20 protein-coding genes and 7 tRNA genes are annotated in these 26,530 nt (G+C 67.1%); 8 read left to right on the top strand and 19 right to left on the bottom strand.

The features are described 5' to 3' along the window. The first annotated feature begins 115 nt into the window (after window positions 1–115). Window positions 116–898, top strand: coding sequence for a glutamate racemase (gene murI / locus QRD43_RS09800; protein WP_285982287.1), 783 nt, complete (start codon window positions 116–118; stop codon window positions 896–898). Window positions 899–957: 59 nt separating this feature from the next. Here murI and QRD43_RS09795 read toward each other — a convergent pair. From QRD43_RS09795 to QRD43_RS09735, 13 genes are all read right to left on the bottom strand, one after another. Further along, window positions 958–1,046, bottom strand: a tRNA-Leu gene (locus QRD43_RS09795). 122 nt (window positions 1,047–1,168) lie between these two features. Then, window positions 1,169–1,244, bottom strand: a tRNA-Gly gene (locus QRD43_RS09790). Window positions 1,245–1,279: 35 nt separating this feature from the next. Further along, window positions 1,280–1,355 (bottom strand) — tRNA-Gly (locus tag QRD43_RS09785). A 45-nt stretch (window positions 1,356–1,400) separates the two neighbouring features. Next, window positions 1,401–1,476, bottom strand: a tRNA-Gly gene (locus QRD43_RS09780). Window positions 1,477–1,485: 9 nt separating this feature from the next. After that, window positions 1,486–1,559 (bottom strand) — tRNA-Cys (locus QRD43_RS09775). Window positions 1,560–1,645: 86 nt separating this feature from the next. After that, window positions 1,646–1,721: transfer RNA gene (locus QRD43_RS09770), tRNA-Gly, on the bottom strand. Between the two features lie 153 nt (window positions 1,722–1,874). Further along, window positions 1,875–4,298: an endopeptidase La gene (lon, locus tag QRD43_RS09765; protein ID WP_285982286.1), complete on the bottom strand. Its 2,424-nt coding sequence runs from the start codon at window positions 4,296–4,298 to the stop codon at window positions 1,875–1,877. 148 nt (window positions 4,299–4,446) lie between these two features. Further along, window positions 4,447–5,715 (bottom strand): ATP-dependent Clp protease ATP-binding subunit ClpX, encoded by a 1,269-nt coding sequence (clpX, locus tag QRD43_RS09760; RefSeq protein WP_183104799.1) that lies wholly within the window; start codon window positions 5,713–5,715, stop codon window positions 4,447–4,449. Window positions 5,716–5,883: 168 nt separating this feature from the next. Further along, a complete protein-coding gene (clpP, locus tag QRD43_RS09755) occupies window positions 5,884–6,492 on the bottom strand; it encodes an ATP-dependent Clp endopeptidase proteolytic subunit ClpP (RefSeq protein WP_285982285.1) in 609 nt (202 codons plus the stop codon). Window positions 6,493–6,726: 234 nt separating this feature from the next. Continuing rightward, the gene (gene tig / locus QRD43_RS09750; protein ID WP_285982284.1) at window positions 6,727–8,037 is read right to left on the bottom strand and encodes a trigger factor; all 1,311 of its coding nucleotides are present in this window, start codon (window positions 8,035–8,037) and stop codon (window positions 6,727–6,729) included. Between the two features lie 26 nt (window positions 8,038–8,063). Then, window positions 8,064–8,150 (bottom strand) — tRNA-Leu (locus QRD43_RS09745). Between the two features lie 239 nt (window positions 8,151–8,389). After that, the gene (locus QRD43_RS09740; protein ID WP_285982283.1) at window positions 8,390–11,545 is read right to left on the bottom strand and encodes an efflux RND transporter permease subunit; all 3,156 of its coding nucleotides are present in this window, start codon (window positions 11,543–11,545) and stop codon (window positions 8,390–8,392) included. A 17-nt stretch (window positions 11,546–11,562) separates the two neighbouring features. Beyond that, window positions 11,563–12,702: an efflux RND transporter periplasmic adaptor subunit gene (locus QRD43_RS09735; RefSeq protein ID WP_285982282.1), complete on the bottom strand. Its 1,140-nt coding sequence runs from the start codon at window positions 12,700–12,702 to the stop codon at window positions 11,563–11,565. 169 nt (window positions 12,703–12,871) lie between these two features. Here QRD43_RS09735 and hpnC point away from each other — a divergent pair, with 169 nt between their 5' ends. From hpnC to QRD43_RS09715, 4 genes are read left to right on the top strand one after another with little or no spacing between them, the layout of a single operon-like run. Continuing rightward, window positions 12,872–13,726: a squalene synthase HpnC gene (gene hpnC / locus QRD43_RS09730; RefSeq protein WP_285982281.1), complete on the top strand. Its 855-nt coding sequence runs from the start codon at window positions 12,872–12,874 to the stop codon at window positions 13,724–13,726. After that, window positions 13,723–14,571, top strand: coding sequence for a presqualene diphosphate synthase HpnD (hpnD, locus tag QRD43_RS09725; RefSeq protein WP_285982280.1), 849 nt, complete (start codon window positions 13,723–13,725; stop codon window positions 14,569–14,571). Before hpnC ends, hpnD begins: the two co-directional genes overlap by 4 nt. A 4-nt stretch (window positions 14,572–14,575) precedes the next feature. After that, complete coding sequence (hpnE, locus tag QRD43_RS09720; protein ID WP_285982279.1) at window positions 14,576–15,895, top strand: hydroxysqualene dehydroxylase HpnE; 1,320 nt, start codon at window positions 14,576–14,578, stop codon at window positions 15,893–15,895. Window positions 15,896–15,952: 57 nt separating this feature from the next. Then, window positions 15,953–16,720 (top strand): IclR family transcriptional regulator, encoded by a 768-nt coding sequence (locus QRD43_RS09715; RefSeq protein WP_285982278.1) that lies wholly within the window; start codon window positions 15,953–15,955, stop codon window positions 16,718–16,720. 80 nt (window positions 16,721–16,800) lie between these two features. On the opposite strand, the gene pbpG is transcribed toward QRD43_RS09715, so the two are convergent. From pbpG to QRD43_RS09685, 6 genes are all read right to left on the bottom strand, one after another. Next, window positions 16,801–17,868 carry a D-alanyl-D-alanine endopeptidase gene (gene pbpG, locus QRD43_RS09710; protein ID WP_434063864.1) on the bottom strand — a complete coding sequence of 356 codons (1,068 nt, stop codon included), beginning with the start codon at window positions 17,866–17,868 and terminating at the stop codon, window positions 16,801–16,803. A gap of 181 nt (window positions 17,869–18,049) precedes the next feature. Continuing rightward, a complete protein-coding gene (locus QRD43_RS09705) occupies window positions 18,050–19,591 on the bottom strand; it encodes a 2-isopropylmalate synthase (RefSeq protein WP_285982276.1) in 1,542 nt (513 codons plus the stop codon). A gap of 236 nt (window positions 19,592–19,827) precedes the next feature. Then, a complete protein-coding gene (gene pssA / locus QRD43_RS09700; RefSeq protein WP_285982275.1) occupies window positions 19,828–20,670 on the bottom strand; it encodes a CDP-diacylglycerol--serine O-phosphatidyltransferase in 843 nt (280 codons plus the stop codon). Window positions 20,671–20,773: 103 nt separating this feature from the next. Next, window positions 20,774–21,790 (bottom strand): ketol-acid reductoisomerase, encoded by a 1,017-nt coding sequence (ilvC, locus tag QRD43_RS09695; RefSeq protein ID WP_285982274.1) that lies wholly within the window; start codon window positions 21,788–21,790, stop codon window positions 20,774–20,776. Window positions 21,791–21,942: 152 nt separating this feature from the next. After that, window positions 21,943–22,434 (bottom strand): acetolactate synthase small subunit, encoded by a 492-nt coding sequence (gene ilvN / locus QRD43_RS09690; RefSeq protein WP_183104787.1) that lies wholly within the window; start codon window positions 22,432–22,434, stop codon window positions 21,943–21,945. A 168-nt stretch (window positions 22,435–22,602) separates the two neighbouring features. Continuing rightward, complete coding sequence (locus QRD43_RS09685) at window positions 22,603–24,390, bottom strand: acetolactate synthase 3 catalytic subunit (protein ID WP_285982273.1); 1,788 nt, start codon at window positions 24,388–24,390, stop codon at window positions 22,603–22,605. A 264-nt stretch (window positions 24,391–24,654) separates the two neighbouring features. Between QRD43_RS09685 and QRD43_RS09680 the strand changes: the two genes are divergently transcribed. Genes QRD43_RS09680 through QRD43_RS09670 form a run of 3 tightly spaced genes read left to right on the top strand, consistent with a single transcriptional unit; the run spans window position 24,655 to window position 26,529 of the window. Next, entirely contained in the window at window positions 24,655–25,221 is a 567-nt protein-coding gene (locus tag QRD43_RS09680; RefSeq protein ID WP_285982272.1) for an RNA polymerase sigma factor, read from the top strand. Next, window positions 25,218–25,688 carry a DUF3619 family protein gene (locus tag QRD43_RS09675; RefSeq protein ID WP_285982271.1) on the top strand — a complete coding sequence of 157 codons (471 nt, stop codon included), beginning with the start codon at window positions 25,218–25,220 and terminating at the stop codon, window positions 25,686–25,688. Before QRD43_RS09680 ends, QRD43_RS09675 begins: the two co-directional genes overlap by 4 nt. Further along, on the top strand, window positions 25,648–26,529 hold the full coding sequence (locus QRD43_RS09670) for a DUF3106 domain-containing protein (RefSeq protein WP_285982270.1): 882 nt from the start codon (window positions 25,648–25,650) through the stop codon (window positions 26,527–26,529). Before QRD43_RS09675 ends, QRD43_RS09670 begins: the two co-directional genes overlap by 41 nt. Window position 26,530: the final 1 nt, after the last annotated feature.

Below are 26,530 nucleotides of genomic sequence, written 5' to 3'. Positions count from 1 at the left end.
GATCGTTCTATTTTAGACATGAAGATCCGGGCCTTGGCAAGCAGCATTTAGACTCCGCTCCCTGATGATGGCCGCCACCTCCCCTGCCCCAGACATCCTCGCCAGCGAGGCTGGCATGCCGCCGTGCATCGGCGTCTTCGATTCCGGCGTAGGCGGGCTCACCGTCTTGCGAGCGCTGCGCGCCGCCATGCCGGAGGCGCCGCTGCATTACGTGGCGGACTCGGGGCATGCGCCCTACGGCCCGAAGAGCACCGAGGCCATCCTGGCGCGCTGCCTGGCCATCGGCGAACACCTGATCGCACACGGCGCGGCGCTGATCGTCGTCGCCTGCAACACGGCCACCGCCCACGCCGTGGCCGCCCTGCGCGCCCGGTGGCCCGCCCTGCCCATCGTCGGCATCGAGCCCGGCATCAAGCCGGCCGTGCAGGCCACCCGCAACGGCCGCATTGCCGTGATGGCCACGCAGGCCACCGTGAACAGCGAGCGCTACCGGCAGCTCATCGCGACGCATGCCGGCGATGTCCACGTGCACAGCCAGGCCTGCCCGGGGCTGGTGGATCGCATCGAGACGGGCGACCTCAGCGACGCGCATCTGCAGGAACTGCTGAAGACCTACACCGACGCCGTGAAGGCCAGTGGCGCCGACACGGTGCTGCTCGGATGCACGCACTACCCCTTCATCCAGGACCGGATCGAGGCGCTGCTGGGGCCGGACATCACGGTGCTCAACACCGAAGGCGCGGTCGCCCGACAGGCCCACAAGCGATGGGCGGCACTGGACCTGCCGGCCACCTCACCCAGCGTGCGGCTGGAAAGCACCGGTGACCCCGCCCCGCTGGCGCGTCTGGCCACGCTGGCGCTGCAGGCACCGCAGGTGGCGAGGCAGATCGACATCTGAACCAGCCCTCCAGACATGACAAAGCCGACGCAAGGTCGGCTGGATGCTGAGCAAGGCGCTGGTGCCCGGGACGGGAATCGAACCCGTACGCCCCGTTCAGGGCCGCGGATTTTAAGTCCGCTGCGTCTACCAATTTCACCACCCGGGCGGCGGTCGCTGACGGTGCGCATTATCAGTGCGTCCCGGCTCGGCGGGCACGGAGGCTCGAACCGAGCAAGCCGGCGCTGAAACGACAAAGGGGAAGCATCGCTGCTTCCCCTGGGTCAAGACTGGAGCGGGAAACGAGGCTCGAACTCGCGACCTCAACCTTGGCAAGGTTGCGCTCTACCAACTGAGCTATTCCCGCATGGACCGGATGAAATTCATCCAGCGCATCAAAACTGGAGCGGGAAACGAGGCTCGAACTCGCGACCTCAACCTTGGCAAGGTTGCGCTCTACCAACTGAGCTATTCCCGCATGGTGCCGACTGCTTTGGTGACAGCCAGCGTTCGGACTGAATGATGGAGCGGGAAACGAGGCTCGAACTCGCGACCTCAACCTTGGCAAGGTTGCGCTCTACCAACTGAGCTATTCCCGCATGTCACTCTGGAGGCGCGGTCCGGAGTCGAACCGGACTAACCGGATTTGCAATCCGGGGCATAACCGCTTTGCTACCGCGCCATCACAATCCACGACAAGGCCCTTGGTGGTGGCCTTGACGAAAAAGGGAAGCCGGGGCCTCCCTTTTAAATTCGCTTTCAAAATCCTGGAGCGGGAAACGAGGCTCGAACTCGCGACCTCAACCTTGGCAAGGTTGCGCTCTACCAACTGAGCTATTCCCGCATGGACTCTGATTAGAGATCAACACACGTTTGCGAAGACTTATGTGCGCCGCTTTCGCTTTGCTTTCAGTGTCGCGTCGTTTGCGCTGAAGCTCAGATTATAGACAGAAATTCATGCCCCGCGCAAGAGTTCGCGGGGCATTTCATCAAAGTCTCAATGCTTGATGGCGTCGCCCGCGGCAGCGGCGGGCTTGGCGCCCTCCTCTGCGGTCTTGGCCGGCACCACTTCCTCTTCTGGCAGCGGCTTGGGCAGAGACTCCAGCGCCACCTCGAGCACGCGCTCGATCCAGCGCACGGGCACGATCTCGAGCTGGTTCTTCACGTTCTCGGGGATGTCCTGCAGGTCCTTGACGTTCTCTTCCGGGATCATCACGGTCTTGATGCCACCGCGGTGCGCGGCCAGCAGCTTTTCCTTCAGGCCGCCGATCGCCGTGACCTCGCCGCGCAGCGTAATCTCGCCCGTCATGGCCACGCCGGCTCGCACCGGGATGCCCGTGAGTGCGGACACGAAGGCCGTGGTCATGGCGATGCCCGCGCTCGGGCCGTCCTTGGGCGTGGCGCCGTCCGGCACGTGCACGTGGACATCGCGCTTCTCGAAGAGCTCGTCCTTGATGCCCAGGCGGCTGGCGCGCGAGCGCACCACGGTGCGGGCCGCCTCGACGGACTCCTTCATCACGTCGCCCAGCGAGCCGGTGCGGATGATGTTGCCCTTGCCCGGCATTGCGGTCGCCTCGATGGTGAGCAGGTCGCCGCCCACTTCCGTCCAGGCCAGACCGACCACCTGGCCCACCTGGTTGGTCTTCTCGGCACGGCCGAAGTCGTACTTGCGCACGCCGAGGAAGTCGTGGAGGTTGTCCTCGGTGACGACGACCTTGCCTTCATAACTCTTCAGCTGGTGACCCTTCACCACCTTGCGGCAGATCTTGGAGACCTCGCGCTCGAGCGAGCGCACGCCGGCTTCGCGGGTGTAGTAGCGGATCACGCCACGGATGGCGGATTCGGTGACTTCCAGCTCCTCGTCCTTCACGCCGTTGTTGCCACGCTGCTTGGGCAGCAGGTAGCGCTCGGCGATGCTGACCTTCTCGTCTTCCGTGTAGCCGGACAGGCGGATCACCTCCATGCGGTCCAGCAGGGCCGGCGGGATGTTCAGCGAGTTCGACGTGGCCACGAACATGACGTCGGACAGATCGAAGTCCACCTCGATGTAGTGGTCGGCGAAGGTGTGGTTCTGCTCGGGGTCGAGCACCTCCAGCAGCGCCGAGGACGGATCGCCGCGGAAGTCCATGCCCAGCTTGTCGATCTCGTCCAGCAGGAACAGCGGATTGCGCGTGCCCACCTTGGAGAGCGACTGCAGCACCTTGCCCGGCATGGAGCCGATGTAGGTGCGGCGGTGGCCGCGGATCTCGGCCTCGTCACGCACGCCGCCCAGGGCCATGCGCACAAACTTGCGGCCGGTGGCGCGGGCCACGGACTGACCCAGCGAGGTCTTGCCCACGCCAGGAGGGCCGACCAGGCACAGGATGGGCGCCTTGACCTTGTCCACACGCTGCTGCACCGCGAGGTACTCGAGGATGCGTTCCTTGACCTTGTCGAGGCCGTAGTGGTCCTCGTTCAGCACCGACTCGGCAAAGGCCAGGTCGTGCTTGATCTTCGTCTTCTTGCTCCAGGGCAGGTTGACCAGGGTGTCGATGTAATTGCGCACCACGGTGGCCTCGGCCGACATGGGCGACATCAGCTTGAGCTTCTTCAGCTCGCCCTCGGCCTTCTTGCGGGCTTCCTTGGGCATGCGGGCAGCCTGGATGCGCTTCTCGAGCTCCTCCATGTCCGCGCCTTCCTCGCCGTCGCCCAGCTCCTTCTGGATGGCCTTGACCTGCTCGTTGAGGTAGTACTCGCGCTGGCTCTTCTCCATCTGGCGCTTGACGCGGCCACGGATGCGCTTTTCCACCTGCAGGATGTCGACCTCGTGCTCCAGCAGGTCCAGCAGCTTCTCCAGACGCTTGGCGACGTCGGCCAGGTCCAGCACCGACTGCTTGGCGTCGAGCTTCAGCGGGAGGTGGGCGGCGATGGTGTCGGCCAGGCGGCCGGCGTCATCGATGCCGGCGATGGACGTGAGGATCTCCGGAGGGATCTTCTTGTTGAGCTTGACGTACTGGTCGAACTGCTGCGTCACGGCGCGGCGCAGGGCTTCGACCTCCGGCGCCTGGGCGGCCTCCGGCGGGATGGGCGTCACCTCGGCCACGAAGTGCTCTTCGGTCTCGGTGATGGTGCTCGTGGTGGCGCGCTGGATGCCCTCGACCAGCACCTTCACGGTGCCATCCGGCAGCTTGAGCATCTGCAGGATGCTGGAGACGCAGCCGACCTCGAACATGTCGTCGGCCTTGGGCTCGTCCTTGCCGGCGGCCTTCTGGGCCACGAGCATGATCTGGCGGCCGGCGTCCATGGCGGCCTCAAGGGCCTTGATGGACTTGGGGCGCCCGACGAACAGCGGAATCACCATGTGCGGGAACACCACCACATCGCGCAGCGGCAGCAGCGGCAGCGTGATGGGTTCAGCGGGCAGGATGGGATGACCGGACATAGAAACCTCTCTTTCTCAAGCCCATCTGGGGCCCGAGGACCTGATTGCAAGGCGGGGATCTCGCCCCTCGCTTGCCCTCAGGCCGGTTGTGACTGTGCGCTTTCGCACGGACAGCCCGACAACAGGCTGCCGTGCGGGCCGGGACCGGTCAGGCGCTGGCCTTGGCCTGCTCGCGATAGACGAGCAGCGGCTTGGCGTCCTCTTCGATGTTGTGTTCGTCCAGCACGACCTTGGCCACGCCATCGAGGGCCGGCAGTTCGAACATGGTGTCGATCAGCGAGTGCTCCATGATGGAGCGCAGACCCCGTGCGCCGGTCTTGCGGGCCAGCGCCTTGCGGGCGATGGCACCGAGGGCCGACGAACGGATCTCCAGCTCGACGCCATCCATGGCGAACAGCTGCTGATACTGCTTGACCAGAGCGTTCTTGGGCTCGGTGAGGATCTGGATGAGCGCGTCCTCGGTCAGCTCGCCCAGCGTGGCGACCACCGGCAGGCGGCCGACCAGCTCGGGGATGAGGCCGAACTTGATCAGATCCTCGGGCTCGACCTCGCGGAAGAGCTCGGAGACCTTGCGCTCGGACTTGCTCTTCACCGAGGCCCCGAAGCCGATGCCCGATTTCTCGGAGCGGTTCTGGATGACCTTCTCGAGGCCGTCGAAGGCGCCGCCGCAGATGAACAGGATGTTGGTCGTGTCGATCTGCAGGAAGTCCTGGTTCGGGTGCTTGCGACCGCCCTGCGGCGGCACCGAGGCCATCGTGCCCTCGACCAGCTTCAGCAAGGCCTGCTGGACGCCCTCGCCCGACACGTCGCGGGTGATGGAGGGGTTGTCGGCCTTGCGGGAGATCTTGTCGATCTCGTCGATGTACACGATGCCGCGCTGCGCACGCTCGACGTCGTAATTGCAGTTCTGCAGCAGCTTCTGGATGATGTTCTCGACGTCCTCGCCCACATAGCCGGCTTCGGTCAGCGTGGTGGCGTCGGCGATCACGAAGGGCACGTTCAGCAGGCGGGCCAGCGTCTGGGCCAACAGCGTCTTGCCGGAGCCCGTGGGGCCGATCAGCAGGATGTTGCTCTTGGAGAGCTCCACCTCGCCCTTGTTGTCCGCCATGTGGCGCAGGCGCTTGTAGTGGTTGTAGACGGCCACAGACAGCGTGCGCTTGGCCACGTCCTGCCCGATGACGTACTGGTCCAGGCTGGACTTGATTTCGCTCGGGACGGGCAGATCGGACTTGCTGGCGCGCGGCTGGGCGCCCTCGGCCGGCACTTCATCACGGATGATGTCGTTGCACAGCTCGATGCACTCATCGCAAATGAACACCGACGGGCCGGCGATCAGCTTCTTGACCTCGTGCTGGCTCTTGCCGCAGAAGGAGCAGTAGAGGACTTTCTCGCTGGAGTTGCCTTTTTTCTCGGCCATGGATCTGCTTTACGGTTCAGGTGGGAGACCTGGGGTGATGATAGTTCAAATGAAGAATGGGTCCTTGGGCGGATAAGGACCCTCATCCGGCACCAGTTGGCAGCTGGGCCGGCGGCGCCGGGCCGGCCAGGGCGGTCACCGCCGCCCCCGCCCGCCCGGGGCCCGCGCTCAGGGGCGCTTCTCGATGACCTGGTCGATCAGGCCGTAGGTCTGGGCCTCGGCGGCGGACATGAAATAGTCGCGCTCGGTGTCGTTCTGGATCTTGTCCAGCGGCTGGCCGGTGCGTTCCGCCATGATGCGGTTGAGCTGCTCGCGCGTCTTGAGGATCTCGCGGGCGTGGATCTCGATGTCCGTGGCCTGGCCCTGGGCGCCACCCAGCGGCTGGTGGATCATGATCTTGGAGTTGGGCAGCGCAAAGCGCTTGCCCTTGGCGCCGGCGGTCAGCAGGAAGGCACCCATGCTCGCGGCCATGCCCATGCACAGGGTCGAGACCTCGGGCTTGATGAACTGCATGGTGTCGTAGATGGACATGCCCGCCGACACGCTGCCGCCCGGGCTGTTGATGTACAGCGAGATCTCCTTGTCGGGGTTCTCGCTCTCCAGGAACAGCAGCTGGGCCACGACCAGGTTCGCGGTGGCGTCGTTGACCGGGCCCACCAGGAAGATGATGCGCTCGCGCAGCAGGCGGCTGTAGATGTCATAGGCACGCTCGCCGCGGCCCGATTGTTCGATGACGATGGGCACCATGCCCAGATTGCTCGTTTCCAGCGCGCTCATGAAGGGTCCTTGCGGTTGTTTTCAGCGGGGGATGGCAGGGTATATGGGGTGGGATTATGTCCCGGCAAGCCCGGCCCTTCCGGTCTGGGGATTCATTGGAACAACAGGGCAGATCCGGGCCTGCCCGAGCCATGGCCGGCGGCGAACGCCGGGGGCTGCAGAGCACCAATGAAAAAGGCGCCGGCCTCGCGGCACGGCGCCCTGTCAGCCCCGGCAAGCCGGGACGTCGGCCGATCAGGCCTGGGCCATCAGCTCGTCGAACGGCAGGGCCTTGTCGTTGACCTTGGCCTTGGCCAGGACGAAGTCGGTCACGTTGTTCTCGATGACGACGGCTTCGACTTCAGCCAGGCGCTGACGGTCGCTCAGGTACCAGCGCACGACCTCGGCCGGCTTCTCGTAGCTCTGCGACAGCTCTTCGATGTGGGCTTGCAGCTGCTCGGGCTTGGCCTGCAGGTTGTTGGCGCGGACCAGTTCCGACACCACCAGGCCCAGGCGCACGCGGCGCTCGGCTTGGGCGGAGAACATGTCAGCGGGGATCTCGACCTTGTCGGCATCCTTCACGCCACGCTTCTTCAGGTCCTCGCGGGCACCTTCGACCAGGCGCTCGGCCTCGCCAGCCACCAGGGCCTTGGGCACGTCCAGTTCGGCAGCGGCGACCAGGGCGTCCATCACGGCAGCCTTGTTGCGGGCCAGCACGCGGAACTTCACTTCGCGCTCGAGGTTCTTCTTGATGTCGGCGCGCAGGGCTTCGACGCTGGCGTCCTTGATGCCCAGGGACTTGGCGAAGGCCTCGTTCACCTCAGGCAGGTGCTGGGCCTCGATCTTCTTGACCGTCACCAGGAAGTCGGCTTCCTTGCCGGCCACGTCCTTGCCGTGGTAGTCCTCGGGGAAGGCGAGCGGGAAGGTCTTGGACTCGCCAGCCTTCATGCCGCGCACGGCCTTCTCGAAGGCTTCGAGCATCTGGCCTTCACCCAGCAGGAACTGGAAGCCTTCGGCCTTGCCGCCGGCGAAGGTTTCGCCGTCGATCTTGCCTTCGAAGTCGATGGTGACGCGATCGCCGTCAGCGGCGGCCTCGGCAGCCGGACGCTGGGCGAAGGTGCGGCGCTGCTTGCGCAGGATCTCGACGGTCTTGTCGATGGCTTCCTCGGTCACTTCGCTGGAGACGCGCTCCACTTCCGAAGCGGCCAGGTCGCCGATCTTGACTTCCGGATACACCTCGAAGGTGGCATCGAAAGCCATCTGGCCTTCGGGAGCGCCATCCTTCTGGGCGATGTTGGGCATGCCGGCGACGCGCAGCTGCGCTTCGTTGGCGGCGGCGTTGAAGGCCTGACCCAGCTTGTCGTTCATGACTTCGTACTGGACGGAATAGCCATAACGCTGGGCGACCACGCTCATCGGCACCTTGCCGGGGCGGAAGCCGTCAGCCTTGACCGTGCGGGCCAGCTTCTTCAGGCGGGTCTCGACTTCGCTGTTGATGTCAGCGGCCGCCAGCGTGAGCGTGATGCGGCGTTCGAGCTTTTCGAGGGTTTCGACGGTGACAGCCATAGTGGACTCTGTGAACAAAGTGATTCTGGTGCGCGGGGTCGGACTCGAACCGACACGCCCGTGAAGGCGTCAGGACCTAAACCTGGTGCGTCTACCAATTTCGCCACCCGCGCGAGTGGTTTCAAGGCTGCCGTGGCATCAGGGTCCGAAAACCCCAAGCCACCTCAGCCTCGTGGCATTTCGGCAAACCGGTGATTGTAGCCGCGAATACGGGCATTTCCCGGACCTAGGGGTTAGCCGCAATCCTTCCCCCCCAAAAGAGAAAGGCGCCCGGCCGGTTTCCTGGCGGGGCGCCTCCTGATCGGCGGATGGGTTCGGTCGCTCGACCCCGCGTCCTGCGGCAGCCCTTCCGTCAGAAGCGCGAGGGCGTCGGGAAGCGCGAGCTGGCTTCCGCCGGGCGCATCACGCGGAACCAGGCGGCATACATGGCCGGCAGCGCCAGCAGGGTCAGCACGGTCGCCACGATGAGGCCGCCCATGATGGCGACGGCCATCGGGCCCCAGAACACGCTGCGCGAGAGCGGGATCATGGCCAGCACCGCCGCGGCGGCCGTCAGCACGATCGGGCGGAAGCGCCGGACGGCGGATTCCACGATGGCCGACCACGCCGGCACGCCGCGCGCACGATCCTGCTCGATCTGGTCGATCAGGATCACCGAGTTGCGCATGATCATGCCCATCAGGGCGATCACGCCCAGCAGGGCCACGAAGCCGAAGGGCCGGTTCAGCAGCAGCAGGGCCGCCGCCACGCCCGCGATGCCCAGCGGGCCGGTCAGGAAGACCAGCATGGCGCGCGAGAAGCTCTGCAGTTGCAGCATCAGCAGCGTGAAGATGATGAACAGCATCACCGGCACGCCAGCCGCGATCGAGCCCTGGCCCTTGCTGCTTTCCTCGACGGCACCAGCCACCTCGATGCGATAGCCCGGCGGCATCTTGGCACTCAGCGCCTGCATCTGCGGCCAGACCTGCGCGGAGACAGTCGCCCCCTGCATGCCTTCCTCGACGTCGCCCTGCACCGTGACAGCATAGTTGCGGCCCTCGCGCCACATCACGCCCGGCTCCCACTCGAAGCCGACCTTGGCCACCTGCGTGAGCGGCACGGCGCGGCCCGTGGTGGTGGGCATGTAGGCATTGCCGAGATCGGTGATGGCGTTGCGCTCCTCCAGCGGCTGGCGCAGCACGATGTCGATGAGCTTGTCGCCCTCGCGGTACTGGCCGATGACACTGCCGGACAGGATGGTGCGCGACGCCTGGGCGAGGCTCTGGCTCGTCACCCCGAGGGCGCGTGCCTTGTCCTGGTCCACGTCCAGCTTCAGGGCCTTGATGGACTCGTTCCAGTTGTCATTCACGCCGCGCATGTGCGGGTTGGCCTTGAGCAGCTCCTTGGCCTGGTCCGCCCACTGGCGCACGACCCGGGGGTCCTCGCCCATCACGCGGAACTGCACCGGATACGGCACCGGCGGCCCGTTGGGCAGCAGCTTGACCCGCGTGCGCACCTCGGGGAACTCGGTCGCCATCAGCTCGGGCAGGCGCTTGCGCAGGGTCTCGCGGGTGACGAGGTCCTTGGGCAGCACGATGGCCTGGCTGACGTTGGATTGCGGGAAGACCTGGTCCAGCGGCAGATAGAAGCGCGGCACGCCGCTGCCCACCCACGTCGTGATGCTGGAGACGCCCTCCTCCTTGAGCATGCGCGCCTCGAAGCGCTTGGCCATCTGCTCGCTCTGCTGGATGGTCGAGCCCTCGGGCAGCCACAGGTCCACCAAGATCTCGGGGCGGCTGGAATCGGGGAAGAACTGCTGCTGCACGCGCGTCATGCCGAAGAGCCCCGCGAAGAACAGCAGCACGGTGATGCCGATGGTCTTCCAGCGGTTCTCCACGCACCAGCGCACCAGGGCGCGGAAGCGGTTGTAGAACGGCGTGTCGAAGAGCTCGTGCGCCTCGCCACCGTGGCCGGCCTTGGTCTTGAGCAGGAAGGAGCCGAGGTAGGGCACGAAGTAGATCGACACCACCCAGGAGATGACCAGCGAAGCCGCCGTCACCGCGAAGATGGCGAAGGTGTACTCGCCCGTCGTGGACCGGGCCAGGCCGATGGGCAGGAAGCCCACCGCCGTGATCAGCGTGCCCGTCAGCATGGGCATGGCGGTGACGTCATAGGCGAACGTCGCCGCGTGCATCTTGTCGTAGCCCTCCTCGAGCTTGCGCACCATCATCTCGACCGCAATGATGGCGTCGTCCACCAGCAGGCCCAGGGCGATGATCAGCGAGCCCAGCGAGATCTTGTGCAGGCCGACGCCCCAATAGAACATGGTCACGAAGGTGATCGCCAGCACCAGGGGGATGGTCACGGCCACGACGAGGCCCGGCCAGATGTCGATGCGCAGCGGCCGCGTGTGCAGACCCAGGCTGATGAAACTGACGGCCAGCACGATCACCACGGCCTCGATCAGCACATGGACGAACTCGTTCACCGAGCGCGACACCGAGGACGGCTGGTCCTGGATCTGCGACAGCTCCATGCCGGCCGGCAGGCCCTTCTGCACATCGGCCAGCTGTGCCTTGAGCGCCTGGCCCATGGCGATGATGTCCCCGCCCTTGGCCATGGAGACGCCCAGCGCCAGCACCTGCTTGCCCTGGTGGCGCACCATGGTGCTGGGGGGGTCGACGTAGTCGCGCTTGATCTCCGCGATGTCGCCCAGGCGGAACTGGCTGGCGGCGCCGGTGAAGGGGTTGACCGCACGGATGGAGAAGTCGCGCAGCGCCTTCAGGTCGTCCAGCTGGCCCTGCACACGGATCTGCAGGTTGGTGCTGCCGGCATTGAGCACGCCGGCGCCCTCGACGGCGTTCTGCGCACCGATCTGGTTGATGACCTGCGTGAAGTCCAGGCCCAGCTCGGCCAGGCGCTTCTGGGAGATCTCGATGTAGACCTTCTCCGCCTGGACGCCGAAGATCTCGACCTTCGCGACGTCCTTCACCTTGAGCAGCTGATGGCGCACGCGCTCGGCATAGACGCGGGTCTCCTCGCGGCTGAAGCCATCGCTGCTCAGGGCGTAGATGGAGCCGTAGACGTCACCGAAATCGTCATTGAAGACGGGGCCCAGCACGCCCTGCGGCAGGGTGTAGCGCATGTCGCTGATGCGCTTGCGGACCTGGTACCAGACCTCTGCCACGTCCTTGGGCGGCGTGCTGTCCTTCAGCTGGAAGATCGTGAGGGACTCGCCCGGCTTGGTGTAGGAACGGATCTTGTCGGAGTAAGGCACTTCCTGGAGCGTCTTCTCGATCTTGTCCGTCACCTGGTCGGCCATCTGCATGGCGGTGGCCCCCGGCCAGAAGGCCTGGACCACCATCAGGCGGAAGGTGAAGGGGGGGTCCTCGTCCTGGCCGAGCTGGAAGTAGGCCGCGAAGCCCATCACCATCAGCACGATCATCAGGTAGCGCGTCAGGGCCGGATGCTCGAGCGCCCAGCGCGACACATTGAAACGGGAGCCAGCGTGGCCCGGTTTGGAGCTCATGGACACGGCGGGCCTCCTCAGCGCGAAGCGGCGACGGCGGCCGACGAAGCGGTGGCGGCCGGCACGGCGTCACCCGCGTAGCGACGCACCTTCTGGCCGTCCGTCAGCACGTGCACGCCGGCGGTCACGACTTCCTGGCCGGGCTGCAGCCCGCCCGCGATGACGACGGTGTTGCCGTCCGCCCCGCCGATCTGCACCGGCTGGGCACGGACGGTCATGGCGGAGGGGTCCAGCACCCACACCTGGCTCTTGCCGCCGCGCTCCAGGATGGCGCTCAGGGGCAGCTTGACGACATTGCCCAGGCGCGGAAGCTCCCACAGCACGGCGGCAGTCTGGCCGAGCTTGACGTCGAACTTGCCCACGTCGGCCTTGACCTGGAAGGTGCGGGTCACCGGATCGGCCGAGGCCGACACCTCACGCAGCTGCAGCGGCTGAGCCTCCTGCTGGCCCCACAGCCGCATGCGCAGGGCGCCGGGCTGGCTGGCGGCGGCGCGCAGACCGCCGACCTGGTCTTCGGGGACGGAGAACACCACGTCGCGCGGGCCATCGTGGGCCACGCGCAGCACCGGCATGCCGGCACCGACGACCATGCCGGCTTCGGCGTCCACGCCGGTCACGACGCCCGGGGCGTCGGCCACCAGCGCGGCGTAGGCCACCTGGTTCCCCTGCACGCTGGCCTGGGCCTTGGCCTGGTCCAGCTGGGCCTGGGCGGCCTTGAAGTAGGCATCACGGCGCTCCAGCTCCGCGGCGCTGATGAAGCCCTGCTGATGCAGCTCGATGAAGCGGCGGTAGTCGGCGCCCGCCTGGTCGCGGTTGGTGCGGGCGGCGATCATCTGCGCCTGCGCCGCCTCCGAGCCGAGGCGCAGGTCCTGGGCATCCAGCTGGGCCAGCACCTGTCCGGCACGGACCTTGTCGCCCAGGTTCACCAGACGCTGCTGGATCTTGCCGCCCACGCGGAAGGACAGGCGCGACTCGGTGCGGGCGCGGATCTCGGCCGCGAACTCGCGGGTCATGCCGGCCGTGCTCGACTCGATCAGCTGGGTGCGCACGGCACGTTCCGGTTCAGGGGCTGCCGCCTGCTTGCCGCAGGCGCTGAGCAGCAGCGCCACCATCACAGGCAGCAGAGCGGGGAGTCGGGAATTCCGGAATTTGGGCATCAAAGACCTCTTCATGACGGATCGTGCGGCGAGGCACAGCGGCGCGCCGACACAGCGGCCGCGCAGTAACTGACTGACCGGTCAGTAATGTATTGAGCCCCTCCCGGCTTGTCAAACCCCGGAGTGGGCGCACCCGAGCTCCTCCGGCCGGGTGGACATTGCGGACACAATGCCGGCCGTGAGCATAGAGCACTACGAGAACTTTCCTGTCGCTTCCTGGCTGTGCCCCCCACACTTGCGGCCCGCCGTGGTGGCGATCTACCATTTCGCCCGGACGGCGGACGACCTGGCCGATGAAGGCACGGCGAGCACGGCCGAGCGCCAGGCCGATCTGCGGGCCTACCGCGCCGACCTCCAGGCCTGCTTCGCCGGGCAGGCGCCGTCGCCGCGCTGGGCCCGGCCGGTGTTCGAGCCGCTGGCCGTGCAGCTGCACCGGCACGCCCTGCCCGCGGCCCTGCTGGAAGCCCTGCTCGACGCCTTCGAGCAGGACCTCGTGAAGACGCGCTACCGCAGCCGCGAGGAGCTGCTGCACTACTGCGAGCGATCCGCCAATCCGGTCGGACGGCTGCTCCTGCATCTGTACGGCGTGCAGGGCGCGACGGCGCTGGCGCAGTCGGACGCCATCTGCACCGCGCTCCAGCTGATCAACTTCTGGCAGGACTTCACCCGCGACGGGCCCAACGGCCGCTGCTACGTGCCGCAGTCCGACCTCGACCGCCACGGTCTCGAGGTGCAGGCCTGGCTGCGCTGCGAGGACGGCCCCGCCGCCCGCGCCCTGATCGCCGAGCTGTGCGCCTGGGCGCGGCAGCTGATGAGGGCTGGGGCGCCGCTGGTGCATGCCCTCCCCGGGCGGGCAGGCTGGGAACTGCGACTGGTGGTCCAGGGCGGCCTGCGCATTCTTGAGAGAATCGAGGCCATGGATCACGCCTCTCTCGTTCGCCGCCCACAGCTGGGCGCCCTGGACTTCGCCCCCCTGCTGTGGCGCGCGCTGCGCATGCGCCCCACCCAAGGAGCCGCCGCGTGACGCCCGACCAGTACGCGCAGGAGCGCGCCGCCGCGAGCGGCTCCAGCTTCTACTACGCCTTCCAGTTCCTCTCGGCCCCGCGCCGGGCGGCCATCACCGCCTTCTATGCCTTCTGCCGCGAGGTGGACGACGTGGTGGACGAGATTCACGATCCCGGCGTCGCCGCGGCCAAGCTGGCCTGGTGGCGCAAGGAAGTGCTGGCGGCCTTTGCCGGCCAGCCCAGCCACCCGGCCATGAAGGCGCTGATGCCACATGCGCGGGACTACGACATCCGCGCCGAGCACCTGCTGGCCGTGATCGACGGCTGCCAGATGGACCTGGACCAGAGCCGCTACCTCGACTTCGCGGGCCTGCAGCGCTACTGCCACCTGGTGGCGGGCGTGGTGGGCGAGGTCGCGTCGGGCATCTTCGGCCGCACCGAGGCCCAGACCATCGCCTACGCCCACAAGCTCGGCCTGGCGCTGCAGCTGACCAACATCATCCGTGACGTGGGCGACGACGCCCGCCGCGGCCGCATCTACCTGCCCGTGAACGAGCTGCAGCAATTCGGCGTCAAGGCCAACGAGATCCTGCTGCGCCAGGCGCCCTGGGGCTACAGCGACCGCTTCACGGCCCTGATGCAGTTCCAGGCCGAACGGGCCCACCGCTGCTACGACGAGGCCTTCGCCCTCCTCCCCGAGGCCGACCGCAAGGCCCAGAAGCCGGGGCTGATGATGGCCAACATCTACCGTGCCCTGCTGCGCGAGCTGGAGGCCGAGGAGTTCCGCGTGCTGCACCAGAAGATCTCGCTGACGCCGCTGCGCAAGGTGTGGATCGCGATGAAGACGAACTGGCGCGGCCGCTGAACGCATGGCGCGCATCGCTGTCATCGGCGCCGGATGGGCCGGCCTCAGTGCGGCCCTGGCCTTGCAGGCCGAGGGCCATGACCTGAGCGTCTTCGAGATGGCGCCAGCCCCTGGCGGGCGCGCGCGCAGCCTGCCGCCCGACGAGGCCGGGCCGCCCCTGGACAACGGTCAGCACATCCTGATCGGTGCCTACACCGAGACGCTGGACCTGCTGGCCTCGCTGGGCCTGGCGCAGGCATCGCTGTTCCGCCGCAGCCCGCTGCAGCTGACGGACGCCGCCGGGCGCGGCCTGCGGCTGCCCAAGGGCCCGCCACAGCTCACCTTCGCCTGGGCCGTGCTGCACGCCCGGCACTGGTCCTGGTCCGCGCAATTCAGCGTGCTGGGGTTCTGCCTGGGCTGGGCGCTGAGGGGCTTCCGCTGCCGCGAGTCCCTGACCGTTCGCGAGCTGTGCCAAGGCATGCACCGTCAGCCCTACGAGGAGCTGGTCGCGCCGCTGTGCGTTGCCGCGCTCAACACCCCGGCCGAGCAGGCCAGCGCCCGCGTGTTCCTGCGGGTACTCAAGGATGCGCTGTTCAGCGGGCGCGGCTCGGCCGACCTCCTGCTGCCGCGCCAGCCGCTGTCCGCGGTGCTCCCGGATCCCGCGCTGGCAGCCCTGCGGGCCCGTGGCGCCCGCGTGCAGCTGGGTCGCCGGGCCCTGCTCGGCCGCGCCCCCGACGGCCGCTGGACGGTTCAGACCGACGGCGCCCCGGCGGCCTTCGACGCCGTCGTCCTGGCGTGCCCTGCCCGCGAGGCGGCACGGCAGCTCGCCGGCTTCCACCCCGCGTGGGCTGCCGAGGCGGAGGCCCTGCGTTACGAACCCATCGTGACCGTCTACCTGCGCGCCCAGGGGCAGCTGCCCTTCCCCATGGTCTCGCTGAAGGAATCCGCGATCGAGCCTGCGCAGTACCTCTTCGATCACGGGGCCCTGGGCCTCGCGCCGGGCCGCTTCGCCGCGGTCATCAGCGGCGCGGGCGCCTGGCTGGACCGCGGGCCGGACGGCGTGGCCGCCTGCGCCGAGGCCACGCTCGCCCAGGTGGCCCGGCAGGCCGCGCCGCTGAGCCAGTTGCGGGTGGAGCGGGTGCTCACCGAAAAGCGTGCCACCTTCGCCTGCACGCCGGGCCTGAAGCGCCCCGCCGCTCGCATTGCCGCCGGGCTGTGGGCCGCGGGCGATTACCTCGACGGGCCCTACCCCGCCACCTTGGAAGGCGCGGTTCGTTCCGGGCGTCAGACCGCCCGGGGACTGCTGGCCGAACTCGGTGAAGTCGCGCCCCACGCCACACACTGAGACCGGCCTCCAATTTCGCCATGCAAAAAATTGCTGCCATGCCGCACAATGGTCGGCATGAAGAGCAATGAGGCACAGACTCCCGCCATTCAGGTGCTGGAGCGCAGTTTCGCCATCCTGGACGTGCTGGCCAGCCACCAGGACCCGGTCTCCCTGAAGCAGATCAGCGAAACCACCGGCCTGCACCCGTCCACGGCCCACCGCATCCTGAACGACCTCGCCATTGGTCGCTATGTCGATCGTCCGGAAGCCGGCGCCTACCGCCTCGGCATGCGCCTTCTGGAGCTTGGCAATCTGGTCAAGGCCCGACTGGACGTGCGGGACGCTGCGCTGGAACCCATGCGCGAGCTGCACAAGTTCACGCACCAGCCGGTCAACCTCTCGGTGCGCCAGGGGGACGAGATCGTCTACATCGAGCGCACCTACTCCGAGCGCTCCGGCATGCAGGTCGTGCGGGCCGTGGGGGGCCGCGCCCCGCTGCATCTCACGTCGGTGGGCAAGCTCTTCCTGGCCAGCGATGACCCGCAGCGCGTGCGGGCCTATGCCACGCGCACGGGGCTGGCCGGCCACACGCGCAACAGCCTGACCGACATCGCCGCCCTCGAACGCGAGATGGCGACGGTGCGCCAGCGCGGCGTCGCCCGCGACGACGAGGAACTCGAACTCGGCGTGCGCTGCATGGCCGCCGGCATCTACGACGACCAGGGCAAGCTCGTCGCCGGCCTGTCCATCTCGGCCCCGGCGGATCGTCTCGAGGAAGCCTGGCTCGGCCGGCTCAAGGACACCGCCGCCCAGATCTCCTCGGCCCTCGGCTACCGCGGCTGACCCCGCGTCCAGGCCAGAAACGACAACGCCCGGCACCTTGCGGTCCGGGCGTTGTCGCTTCTGGGGGCCGGCGTCGATCGTCAGCCCGCCTTGTCCAGGGTCATCTGCGCCTGCGGCTGCGCGCTGCCGGAGGACGTGGCGCCCGCGTTGGTGAGCCACTTGCGGATGCGCTCGGCGTCGCCGATGCGGGAGTACTTGCCGGTGGAATCCAGCAGCACCATGATCAGCTTGCGGCCCGCCAGGCTGGCCTGCATGACCAGGCAGCGGCCCGCCTCATTGATGAAGCCCGTCTTCTGAAGACCGATGTCCCAGCTGCCCGAACGCACGAGGCCATTGGTGTTGTGGAAGGCCACCTGACGGCGGCCGAGCGCCACGGTGGCGTCCCGGGTCGTCGAGTACTCGCGCAGCAGCGGCACCTCGTGGGCCACCTTGACCAGGGCGGCAAGATCCTTGGCGCTGGACTGGTTGCGGCTGGACAGGCCCGTGGGCTCGACGTAATGGGTGTCCGTCATGCCCAGGGACTGCGCCTTCTGGTTCATGGCGGCCACGAAGGCCGTCAGCCCGCCGGGGTAGTGCCGCCCGAGGGCATTGGCCGCGCGGTTCTCCGAGGACATCAGCGCCAGGTGCAGCATCTCCGCGCGCGTCAGCGTCGTGCCGACGGCCAGGCGCGAGCCCGTGCCCTTCTCGGTGTCACGGTCTTCGTCGGTGATGGTGATCTTGTCGTCCAGCGACTGGCCGGCCTCGACGATCACCAGCGCCGTCATCAGCTTGGTGATGGAGGCGATGGGCAGGACCGCCTGGGTGTTCTTGGACAGCAGGACCTCGTTGGTGTCCTGGTCCATGACCAGGGCGACGCTGCTCTTGAGGTCCAGCGGGTCGTCAACCGAATGCAGGCCGTACATCTGGCCGAAGGTGGGGTTTGCCGGCGTGGCGACCACGGCGGCCTTGCGCACGACGGACGCCGGCTTGGCCTTGCGGACGTTCTTGGACGCGACCTTGGGGATCGCGGCGGCCTTGCTCGCGGACTTGGTGCCGGTCTTGCCCGTGCTCTTTCCGGTGCTGCCGGTGGCGGCCTGAGCCCCGTGCGGCGCCAGCGCGAGCGCCAGGGCGACGGTCAGGGCAAACGCGCTGCCGGCCACAGCGCCCAGGAAGGTCTTGACACCCAAGGTCTTTACAACAGTACTCACGCCAGCCCCCAACAAGGTCGCCACCAGTTTAGGTGAAGCTCAAAACCCGGGCAAGATCAAAAACTTAGCCGCGGCTTTTAAAGTTCACGATCGAGACGCCCCGCACGGTCCGGGCCTGCTGCCAGGCCCGGGTCCGCGGGCCTCAGCCCTGGGCCGCCACGCGCTCGATTTTGCTCTGCAGCTTGTTCAACGCGGCCAAATATGCCTTGGCTGACGCCACGACGATATCCGGATCGGCACCGACGCCGTTCACGACGCGACCGGCATGCTGCAGGCGCACCGTCACCTCGCCCTGCGATTCTGTGCTGCCGCTGGTAATGGCATTGACGGAATAGAGGATCATTTCCGCGCCGCTTTGCACCTCGGACTCGATGGCCTGCAGGCAGGCATCGACCGGACCGTTGCCGTCGCTCTCGGCCTTGAACTCCTTGTCACCGACGGAGAAGACCACCCGGGCGTGCGGGCGCTCGCCGGTCTCGCTGCGCTGCGCCAGCGAAAGCAGGCGGTAGTGCTCGTGGTCCTGGATGACGGACTCGTCCATCACCAGGGCGATGATGTCCTCGTCGAAGATCTCGTTCTTGCGATCGGCCAGGTCCTTGAAGCGCTGGAAGGCGGCGTTGATCTCGGCCTCGGACTCCAGCTCGATGCCCAGCTCCTGCAGGCGCTGCTTGAAGGCGTTGCGGCCCGAGAGCTTGCCCAGCACGATCTTGTTGGCACTCCAGCCCACGTCCTCGGCGCGCATGATCTCGTAGGTGTCACGGGCCTTGAGCACGCCGTCCTGGTGAATGCCCGAGGCATGGGCGAAGGCGTTGGCACCCACCACGGCCTTGTTGGGCTGCACGACGAAGCCCGTGGTCTGCGAGACCAGCCTCGAGGCCGGCACGATCTGCGAGGCGTCGATGCCGACGTCCAGGCCGAAGTAGTCGCGACGCGTCTTGACCGCCATCACGACCTCTTCCAGCGAGCAGTTGCCGGCGCGCTCGCCCAAGCCGTTGATGGTGCACTCGATCTGTCGCGCGCCGCCGATCTTCACGCCGGCCAGCGAGTTGGCGACGGCCATGCCCAGGTCGTTGTGGCAGTGCACGGACCAGATGGCAAGGTCGGAGTTGGGCACCTTCTCGCGCAGGGTCTTCAGGAAGTTGCCGTAGAGCTCGGGGATCGCGTAGCCCACGGTGTCGGGGATGTTGATGGTGCGCGCACCCTCGGCGATCACGGCCTCGCACACGCGGGCGAGGAAGTCCATGTCGGAGCGGTAGCCGTCTTCCGGCGAGAACTCGATGTCGTCGGTCAGATTGCGGCCGAAGCGCACGGACAGGCGCGCCTGTTCCAGCACCTGCTCGCGGGTCATGCGCAGCTTCTTCTCCATGTGGAGCTCGCTCGTCGCGATGAAGGTGTGGATGCGCGAACGGGCCGCGCCTTTGAGGGCCTCGGCTGCACGGGCGATGTCGCGGTCATTGGCGCGGGCCAGCGAGCAGACGGTGCTCTCGCGGATCACGTCGGCGATGGCCTTGACCGCCTCGAAGTCACCGTTGCTGGCGGCAGCGAAGCCGGCCTCGATCACGTCCACGCGCATGCGCTCGAGCTGGCGGGCAATGCGCAGCTTCTCGTCCTTCGTCATCGAGGCGCCGGGCGATTGCTCGCCATCGCGCAAGGTGGTGTCGAAGATGATGAGCTTGTCAGCCATGAGGGTCTCCGTGAAAACGTGAAAGAGGTGATTCGGATGGGGTGGCCGGATAAACAAAAAGCCCGCGAAGCAGGTGCTCGGCGGGCTCTTGGGGTGGAAGTACGGTGACGTTCAGACGCGCGACTGCCTCGTGCCCAAGGGCCCGATGGCTAGTAGCAGAGCGGCGATGACGGTCAGCGTCTTCATGGTGGTCGAATGTAGCACGGGGTCCGGCGGCCGCACCCGGCCTGCCTACGTCAATGGTGAAGGCCCTTTTCATCCGGCTCGTCGGTCGAGATGGCGATCACGCTGACGGGCTTGCCCTTCACGCGCTTGTAGCCGTAGACCACGTAGCCGGACAGACCGTAGGCGCAGAACAGGCCGAAGAGCACCTTCGGCGGATCAAGGTTGATCAGCGCGATGCCCAGGGCGATGGCCACCACGCTCACAAAGGGCACCGAGCGCTTGAAGCTGATGTCCTTGAAGCTGTAGAACGGGGCATTCGTGACCATGGTCAGACCCGCAAAGAGCGTGAAGCCGAAGGCCAGCCAGGCCAGGCCCGTCGAGGCGGCGGGCGCATGGTAGCCGGCGTCCTCCACCACCCAGATCAGGCCCATCACGAGCGCGGCAGCGGCGGGACTCGGCACGCCCTGGAAGAAGCGCTTGTCGACCACCGCGATGTTGGTGTTGAAGCGGGCCAGGCGCAGCGCGGCGCCAGCGCAGTACACGAAGGCCGCGAACCAGCCCCACTTGCCCAGGCCCTGCAGGGCCCATTCGTAGGTGATCAGCGCGGGCGCGGCGCCGAACGACACCATGTCCGAGAGGGAGTCCATCTGCTCGCCGAAGGTGCTCTGGGTGTTGGTCATGCGGGCGACGCGGCCGTCCAGGCTGTCCAGCACCATGGCACAGAACACGCCATAGACGGATTGCTCGAAGCGTCCGTGCATGGCCATCACGATGGCATAGAAGCCGCCGAACAGGGCCGCCAGCGTGAAGAGATTGGGCAGGATGTAGATGCCCTTGCGGCGCGGACGCACCGGGGTCAGGACTTCAGCGTCATCCTCGTCGTCGAGGTGCGCCGGCTGCTTGGAATCGGTCATGGGCAGGGAGGATAGCGCATGCGCCGGCATAAAAAAGCCGCGTCGGCCCGAAGGCGACGCGGCTCTCTAATGCCGGGTGAGGATCCTTTGACGGATCCGGCGATCAGTTCTTCGACTGGTCGACCAGGCGGTTCTTCTTGATCCAGGGCATCATCGCCCGCAGCTTCTCGCCGACCTGCTCGATCGGGTGCTCGGCCGTCAGGCGGCGGCGCGACAGCAGCGTCGGAGCGCCGGCCTTGTTCTCCAGGATGAAGCTCTTGGCGTATTCACCGGTCTGGATGTCCTTCAGGCACTGGCGCATCGCGTCCTTGGTGGCCTCGGTCACCACGCGCGGGCCGGTGACGTACTCACCGTACTCGGCGTTGTTGGAGATCGAGTAGTTCATGTTGGCGATGCCGCCTTCGTAGATCAGATCCACGATCAGCTTCAGCTCGTGCAGGCACTCGAAGTAGGCCATCTCGGGGGCGTAGCCCGCTTCGGTCAGCGTTTCGAAGCCGGCCTTGATCAGCTCGACGGCACCACCGCACAGCACGGCCTGCTCGCCGAAGAGGTCGGTCTCGGTCTCTTCGCGGAAGTTGGTCTCGATGATGCCGGCCTTGCCGCCGCCGTTGGCCGAGGCGTAGGACAGCGCCAGGTCACGCGCCTTGCCGGTCTTGTCGGCATAGACGGCGATCAGGTGCGGCACGCCGCCACCTTGCGTGTAGGTGCCGCGCACGGTGTGGCCCGGGGCCTTGGGGGCGACCATCCAGACGTCCAGGTCGGCGCGGGGCGTCACCTGCCCGTAGTGGACATTGAAGCCGTGGGCAAAGGCCAGCGAGGCGCCCTGCTTGATGTGGGGCTCGACTTCGCGCTTGTAGACATCGGCGATCTGCTCGTCGGGCAGCAGGATCATGACCACGTCGGCGGCCTTCACGGCCTCGGCGATCTCGGCGACCTTCAGGCCGGCGTTCTCGGCCTTGGACCAGGACGCGCCACCGCGGCGCAGGCCGACCGTGACCTTCACGCCGCTGTCGTTCAGGTTCAGGGCGTGGGCGTGGCCTTGTGAGCCGTAGCCGATGATGGTGACGTTCTTGCCCTTGATGAGGCTGAGGTCGGCGTCCTTGTCGTAGTAAACGTTCATGTCGGTCTCCAGAAAAACGATGCAATCAATATTCGGGCCCCTTGTGCTTGCGAACCTCGTGCCGGGGCCACACCGAGCCAGGTTCGCTGCCCCGCCGGCTCATGGCCTGCCGGGCGACGGCAGACCATGCAGGCCCGCCGCCAGGGGAAAGTTCAGACTCTGAGGATGCGCTCGCCGCGGCCGATGCCACTGGCGCCGGTGCGCACCGTCTCGAGGATGGCGGTGCGGTCGATGGCGTCGATGAAGGCGTCGAGCTTGCTGGCGTCGCCGGTCAGCTCGACGGTGTAGGTCTTCTCCGTCACGTCGATGATGCGGCCGCGGAAGATGTCGGCGGTGCGCTTCATCTCCTCGCGCTCCTTGCCGACGGCGCGCACCTTGATGAGCATGAGCTCGCGTTCGGTGTAGTTGCCCTCGGTGAGATCGACGACCTTCACGACCTCGATCAGCCGGTTCAGGTGCTTGGTGATCTGTTCGATGACGTCATCGGAGCCGGTGGTCACGATGGTCATGCGGGACAGCGACGGGTCTTCCGTCGGCGCCACGGTGAGGCTCTCGATGTTGTAGCCCCGGGCGGAGAACAGGGCCACGACGCGCGACAGCGCCCCCGGCTCGTTCTCGATGAGCAAAGCAATGATGTGTCTCATGGGTCTCGTCCTTCGCGCTCTTCAGGCCGGCGGCGGTAACCGACGGCCCTTGGCCACGCTTTCCGATGGTGGAAAAAGAATGCTCGGGGGTGCCGATGCAAGCTCTGGCGGGCCCTGCGCCGGTCCGGGGCCGGTAAGCCGGCGGACCGTGCAGGACTCACACGGGGCTCACAGGTCCTCGGACCCCAGCAGCATTTCCGAAATGCCCTTGCCCGCCTTGACCATGGGCCAGACGTTCTCGGTCGGATCGGTGCGCACGTCGAGGAAGACGGTGCGGTCCTTCAGGCGCATGGCCTCACGCAGCGCGGGCTCCACGTCGGACGGATGCTCGACGAGGATGCCCACATGCCCGTAGGCCTCCGCCAGCTTGACGAAGTTGGGCAGCGCATCCATGTAGCTGTGGGAGTAGCGGCCCTCGTAGTCGAGTTCCTGCCACTGCCGCACCATGCCCAGATAGCGGTTGTTGAGGGAGACGATCTTGACCGGCGTCTTGTACTGCTGGCAGGTCGAGAGCTCCTGGATGCACATCTGGATCGAGCCTTCGCCGGTGATGCAGAACACATCCGACTCCGGCTTGGCCAGCTTGATGCCCATGGCGTAGGGCAGGCCCACGCCCATGGTGCCCAGGCCGCCGGAGTTGATCCAGCGGCGGGGCTCATCGAACTTGTAGAACTGCGCCGCCCACATCTGGTGCTGGCCCACATCGGAGGTGATGTAGGTGTCGCGATCGCGGGTGAGGTTCCACAGGGTCTCGACGACCATCTGCGGCTTGATGACGTCGCTGTCGCGCTTGTAGGACAGGCAGTCCTTGCGACGCCAGTCGTTGATCTGGCTCCACCAGGCGTTGATGGCGGCGCTGTCCGGGCGGGCCTGCGCTTCCTTGATCTGGTGGATCAGCTCCTGCAGCACGTCCTTGACGTCGCCGACGATGGGGATGTCCACGCGCACACGCTTGGAGATCGACGAGGGGTCGATGTCGACGTGGATGATCTTGCGCTCGACCTGCGAGAAGTGCTTGGGGTTGCCGATCACGCGGTCATCGAAGCGCGCGCCCACGGCCAGCAGCACGTCGCAGTGCTGCATGGTCATGTTGGCCTCGTAGGTGCCGTGCATGCCCAGCATGCCCAGGAAACGCGGGTCGGTGCCGGGCATGGAGCCCAGGCCCATCAGCGTGTTGGTGCAGGGGTAGCCCAGCAGGTTGACCAGCTCGCGCAGCTCGGCCGTGGCCTCGCCCAGGATGACGCCGCCGCCCGTGTAGATGTAGGGGCGCTTGGCGCTCATCAGCAGCTGGACGGCCTTGCGGATCTGCCCCGAGTGCCCCTTCTTGACGGGGTTGTAGGAGCGCATCTCGACCGTGGCCGGGTAGCTGAAATGGGTCTTGTTGAGGGAGACGTCCTTGGGGATGTCCACCACCACGGGGCCGGGACGGCCGGTGCGGGCGATGTGGAAGGCCTTCTTGAGCGTGCTCGCGAGGTCGCGCACGTCCTTGACCAGGAAGTTGTGCTTGACGATGGGGCGGGTGATGCCCACGGTGTCGCACTCCTGGAAGGCGTCCAGGCCGATGGCGGGCGTCGGCACCTGGCCGGTCACGATCACCATGGGGATGGAGTCCATGTACGCCGTGGCAATGCCGGTGATGGCATTCGTGACGCCGGGACCCGAAGTCACCAGGGCCACGCCGACTTCGCCAGTGGCGCGGGCATAGCCGTCAGCGGCATGCACGGCGGCCTGCTCGTGGCGCACCAGAACGTGCTGGATGGAGTCCTGTTTGTACAGCGCGTCGTAGATGTAGAGGACGGCGCCGCCCGGATAGCCCCAGAGGTACTTGACGCCCTCTGCTTGCAGACTACGGACCAGGATCTCGGAGCCGTTCAGCTCCGAAGCGGAATGTGAAGAATGCGGTTGTGCACGACCATCGGTCGCTGCACGTTTGACGTCCGCGGCAGACATATCCATGTCGAACCTCTGTGAATTTCTCTGACGAAAAACCATCGGTGCTCCTCTTCACACCCTTGTGAGGCGGATTCGGAACGTGCGCGGTCAAAAAACTCGGCGCCCCGGTCGGGCACCAGCTTGAGACCTTGGGAACTCATTGTGCGAAGCAACATTATGCATGGAATTGGCGCTCTGGCTGGGGGTTTGACTCCAATTCCGGACCCGGTGACATAATCCGCGACGTTTTTCCCGCCGGCACTCCAGGCCGGGCGCACTGGATCCATCTTGGCGACAGACAAAGAACTCAACGATTTCCTGAAGAGCGTGGACCGGCGGGCCTTCAAGCGCACCGCCTACATGGTGCGCGACGACGATGCCGCCCTGGACATCGTCCAGGACTCCATGATCCGCCTGGCCGAGAAGTACTTCGACCGCCCGGCCGCCGAGCTGCCCATGCTCTTCCAGCGCATCCTGTCCAACGCCACGATGGACTGGTTCCGGCGCCAGAAGGTGCGCAACGCGGTCATGTTCAATCTGTCGGACGTCGAGGGCGCCGACCCGGACGATGACTTCGACCTGCTGGAAACCCTCACCAGCAGCAACGGCGGGCTGGGTACGCTCAGCGCGGCGGACGAGGTCTCGCGCAGCCAGATCCTGCAGTCCATCGATGCCGAGGTGAGCCAGCTGCCGACGCGTCAACGGGAAGCCTTCCTGCTGCGTTACTGGGAGGAGTTGGACGTCGCCGAGACGGCCAGCGTCATGGGTTGCTCGGAGGGAAGTGTGAAGACGCACTGCTCCCGGGCCGTTCACGCACTGGCAAAGGCGCTCAAAGCCAAGGGGATCACACTATGAACAAGCACACGACGCCCGGGATGGACGCAGACGCCGAAAACCGTGTGGCGGCCTATGGCAAGCGCGTGGCGGCCGGCCTGAGCCTGGCCTCCGACGAGCTGCCCGGCGACATCACCGAACGCCTGCGCTTCGCGCGCGAGCAGGCGCTGCGCAAGGCCAAGGAAGCCCGTGCCGCGGCCCCCGTCACCGCGGAGCAGACCCTGCGCATGGGCAGCACCCTCGCCCTGCAGGGCGGTGAGCGCTCGCCGCGCTGGTTCAAGCTGGCCTCGCTGGGCCCCCTGCTGCTGCTGCTGCTGGGCCTGCTGCTGATCCAGCACAGCCAGTGGTACCAGCAGATCCTGGCCGCCGCCGAAGTGGACACGGCCATGCTGGCCAAGCCGCTGCCGCCCGCCGCCTACAGCGATCCGGGCTTCAAGGAATATCTGGATGAGAATCCGGACGAGCAACAAGAACGACACGAAGAGTGACCGCCCGCCCATGACGCCTGCGCTGAACGTCCGACGCCCGCTCGCCCTGCTGCTGATCCCGGCACTGCTGAGCACCGCCCACGCCCAGCCCAGCGACGCGTCTCCCCCCGCCGCTGCGGCGAGTGCCATCGCCCCGGCCGCCTCCCTGCCCGCCGCCCTGCCCCAGGCGGCCAAGCCCCTGCCCACCGCCAGCCTGGTCGGTGGCCAGCGCTGGGCCAGCCTGAGCCCGGCGCAGCAGGCCGTGCTCGCCCCGCTGGCCCAGGAATGGGACGGCCTCGACGCCGCCCGCAAGAGCAAGTGGCTGGAGATCGCCGCCCGCTTCCACACCCTCACGCCCGAGCAGCAGTCGCGCCTGCGCGAGCGCATGATCGAATGGACCCGCATGAGCCCCACCGAACGCCAGCAGGCGCGTGTGGGCTTCCAGTCCAACCCGCAGCTGCGGGACGACAAGCTCCAGTCGGAGAAGCTGCAGTCCAAGTGGCAGGCCTACCAGGCGCTGACACCCGAGGAGCGCCAGGCCCTGGCCCAGAAGGGCGCCGAGAAGGCCGCGCAGAAGCACCCGGGCGGCAAGGCCGCCGCCGAGGCACCGAAGCCGCTGAACGGTGCGAAGTCCAGCTTCGTGCCGCAGAAGCCGGCCGCCGCCCCCGTGGCCGTGGCGCCCTCGGTGCTGCAGGCCAAGCCTGGGGTGACGACGGTCCTGATCACCCAGGGCCATCCGGCCGCGGGCGCGCGCCCCGTCGGGCGCGGCAAGCTGGTGGTCGATCCCGCCCTCGTCGACCCCAAGACCCTGCTGCCGCGCGTGCCGCCGGCCGCTCCCGCAGCCTCTGCCAGCAGCCGCTGAT

It is taken from the genome of Roseateles subflavus, assembly GCF_030285365.1.
Lineage (GTDB): Bacteria > Pseudomonadota > Gammaproteobacteria > Burkholderiales > Burkholderiaceae_C > Roseateles_B > Roseateles_B subflavus.
The sequence above is the reverse complement of the archived record's forward strand: the minus strand, read 5'-3'. Positions and strand labels throughout refer to the sequence as shown.

Coding starts and splice junctions, on each gene's coding strand:
- QRD43_RS09705 (WP_285982276.1), bottom strand. CDS start 19,591: ATGGCTGACAAGCTCATCATCTTCGACACCACCTTGCGCGATGGCGAG.
- lon (WP_285982286.1), bottom strand. CDS start 4,298: ATGTCCGGTCATCCCATCCTGCCCGCTGAACCCATCACGCTGCCGCTG.
- QRD43_RS09670 (WP_285982270.1), top strand. CDS start 25,648: ATGAGAATCCGGACGAGCAACAAGAACGACACGAAGAGTGACCGCCCG.
- hpnC (WP_285982281.1), top strand. CDS start 12,872: ATGCCGGCCGTGAGCATAGAGCACTACGAGAACTTTCCTGTCGCTTCC.
- hpnE (WP_285982279.1), top strand. CDS start 14,576: ATGGCGCGCATCGCTGTCATCGGCGCCGGATGGGCCGGCCTCAGTGCG.
- pssA (WP_285982275.1), bottom strand. CDS start 20,670: ATGACCGATTCCAAGCAGCCGGCGCACCTCGACGACGAGGATGACGCT.
- QRD43_RS09675 (WP_285982271.1), top strand. CDS start 25,218: ATGAACAAGCACACGACGCCCGGGATGGACGCAGACGCCGAAAACCGT.
- ilvN (WP_183104787.1), bottom strand. CDS start 22,434: ATGAGACACATCATTGCTTTGCTCATCGAGAACGAGCCGGGGGCGCTG.
- QRD43_RS09685 (WP_285982273.1), bottom strand. CDS start 24,390: ATGGATATGTCTGCCGCGGACGTCAAACGTGCAGCGACCGATGGTCGT.
- tig (WP_285982284.1), bottom strand. CDS start 8,037: ATGGCTGTCACCGTCGAAACCCTCGAAAAGCTCGAACGCCGCATCACG.
- clpX (WP_183104799.1), bottom strand. CDS start 5,715: ATGGCCGAGAAAAAAGGCAACTCCAGCGAGAAAGTCCTCTACTGCTCC.
- QRD43_RS09715 (WP_285982278.1), top strand. CDS start 15,953: ATGAAGAGCAATGAGGCACAGACTCCCGCCATTCAGGTGCTGGAGCGC.
- QRD43_RS09740 (WP_285982283.1), bottom strand. CDS start 11,545: ATGAGCTCCAAACCGGGCCACGCTGGCTCCCGTTTCAATGTGTCGCGC.
- QRD43_RS09735 (WP_285982282.1), bottom strand. CDS start 12,702: ATGCCCAAATTCCGGAATTCCCGACTCCCCGCTCTGCTGCCTGTGATG.
- ilvC (WP_285982274.1), bottom strand. CDS start 21,790: ATGAACGTTTACTACGACAAGGACGCCGACCTCAGCCTCATCAAGGGC.
- murI (WP_285982287.1), top strand. CDS start 116: ATGCCGCCGTGCATCGGCGTCTTCGATTCCGGCGTAGGCGGGCTCACC.
- clpP (WP_285982285.1), bottom strand. CDS start 6,492: ATGAGCGCGCTGGAAACGAGCAATCTGGGCATGGTGCCCATCGTCATC.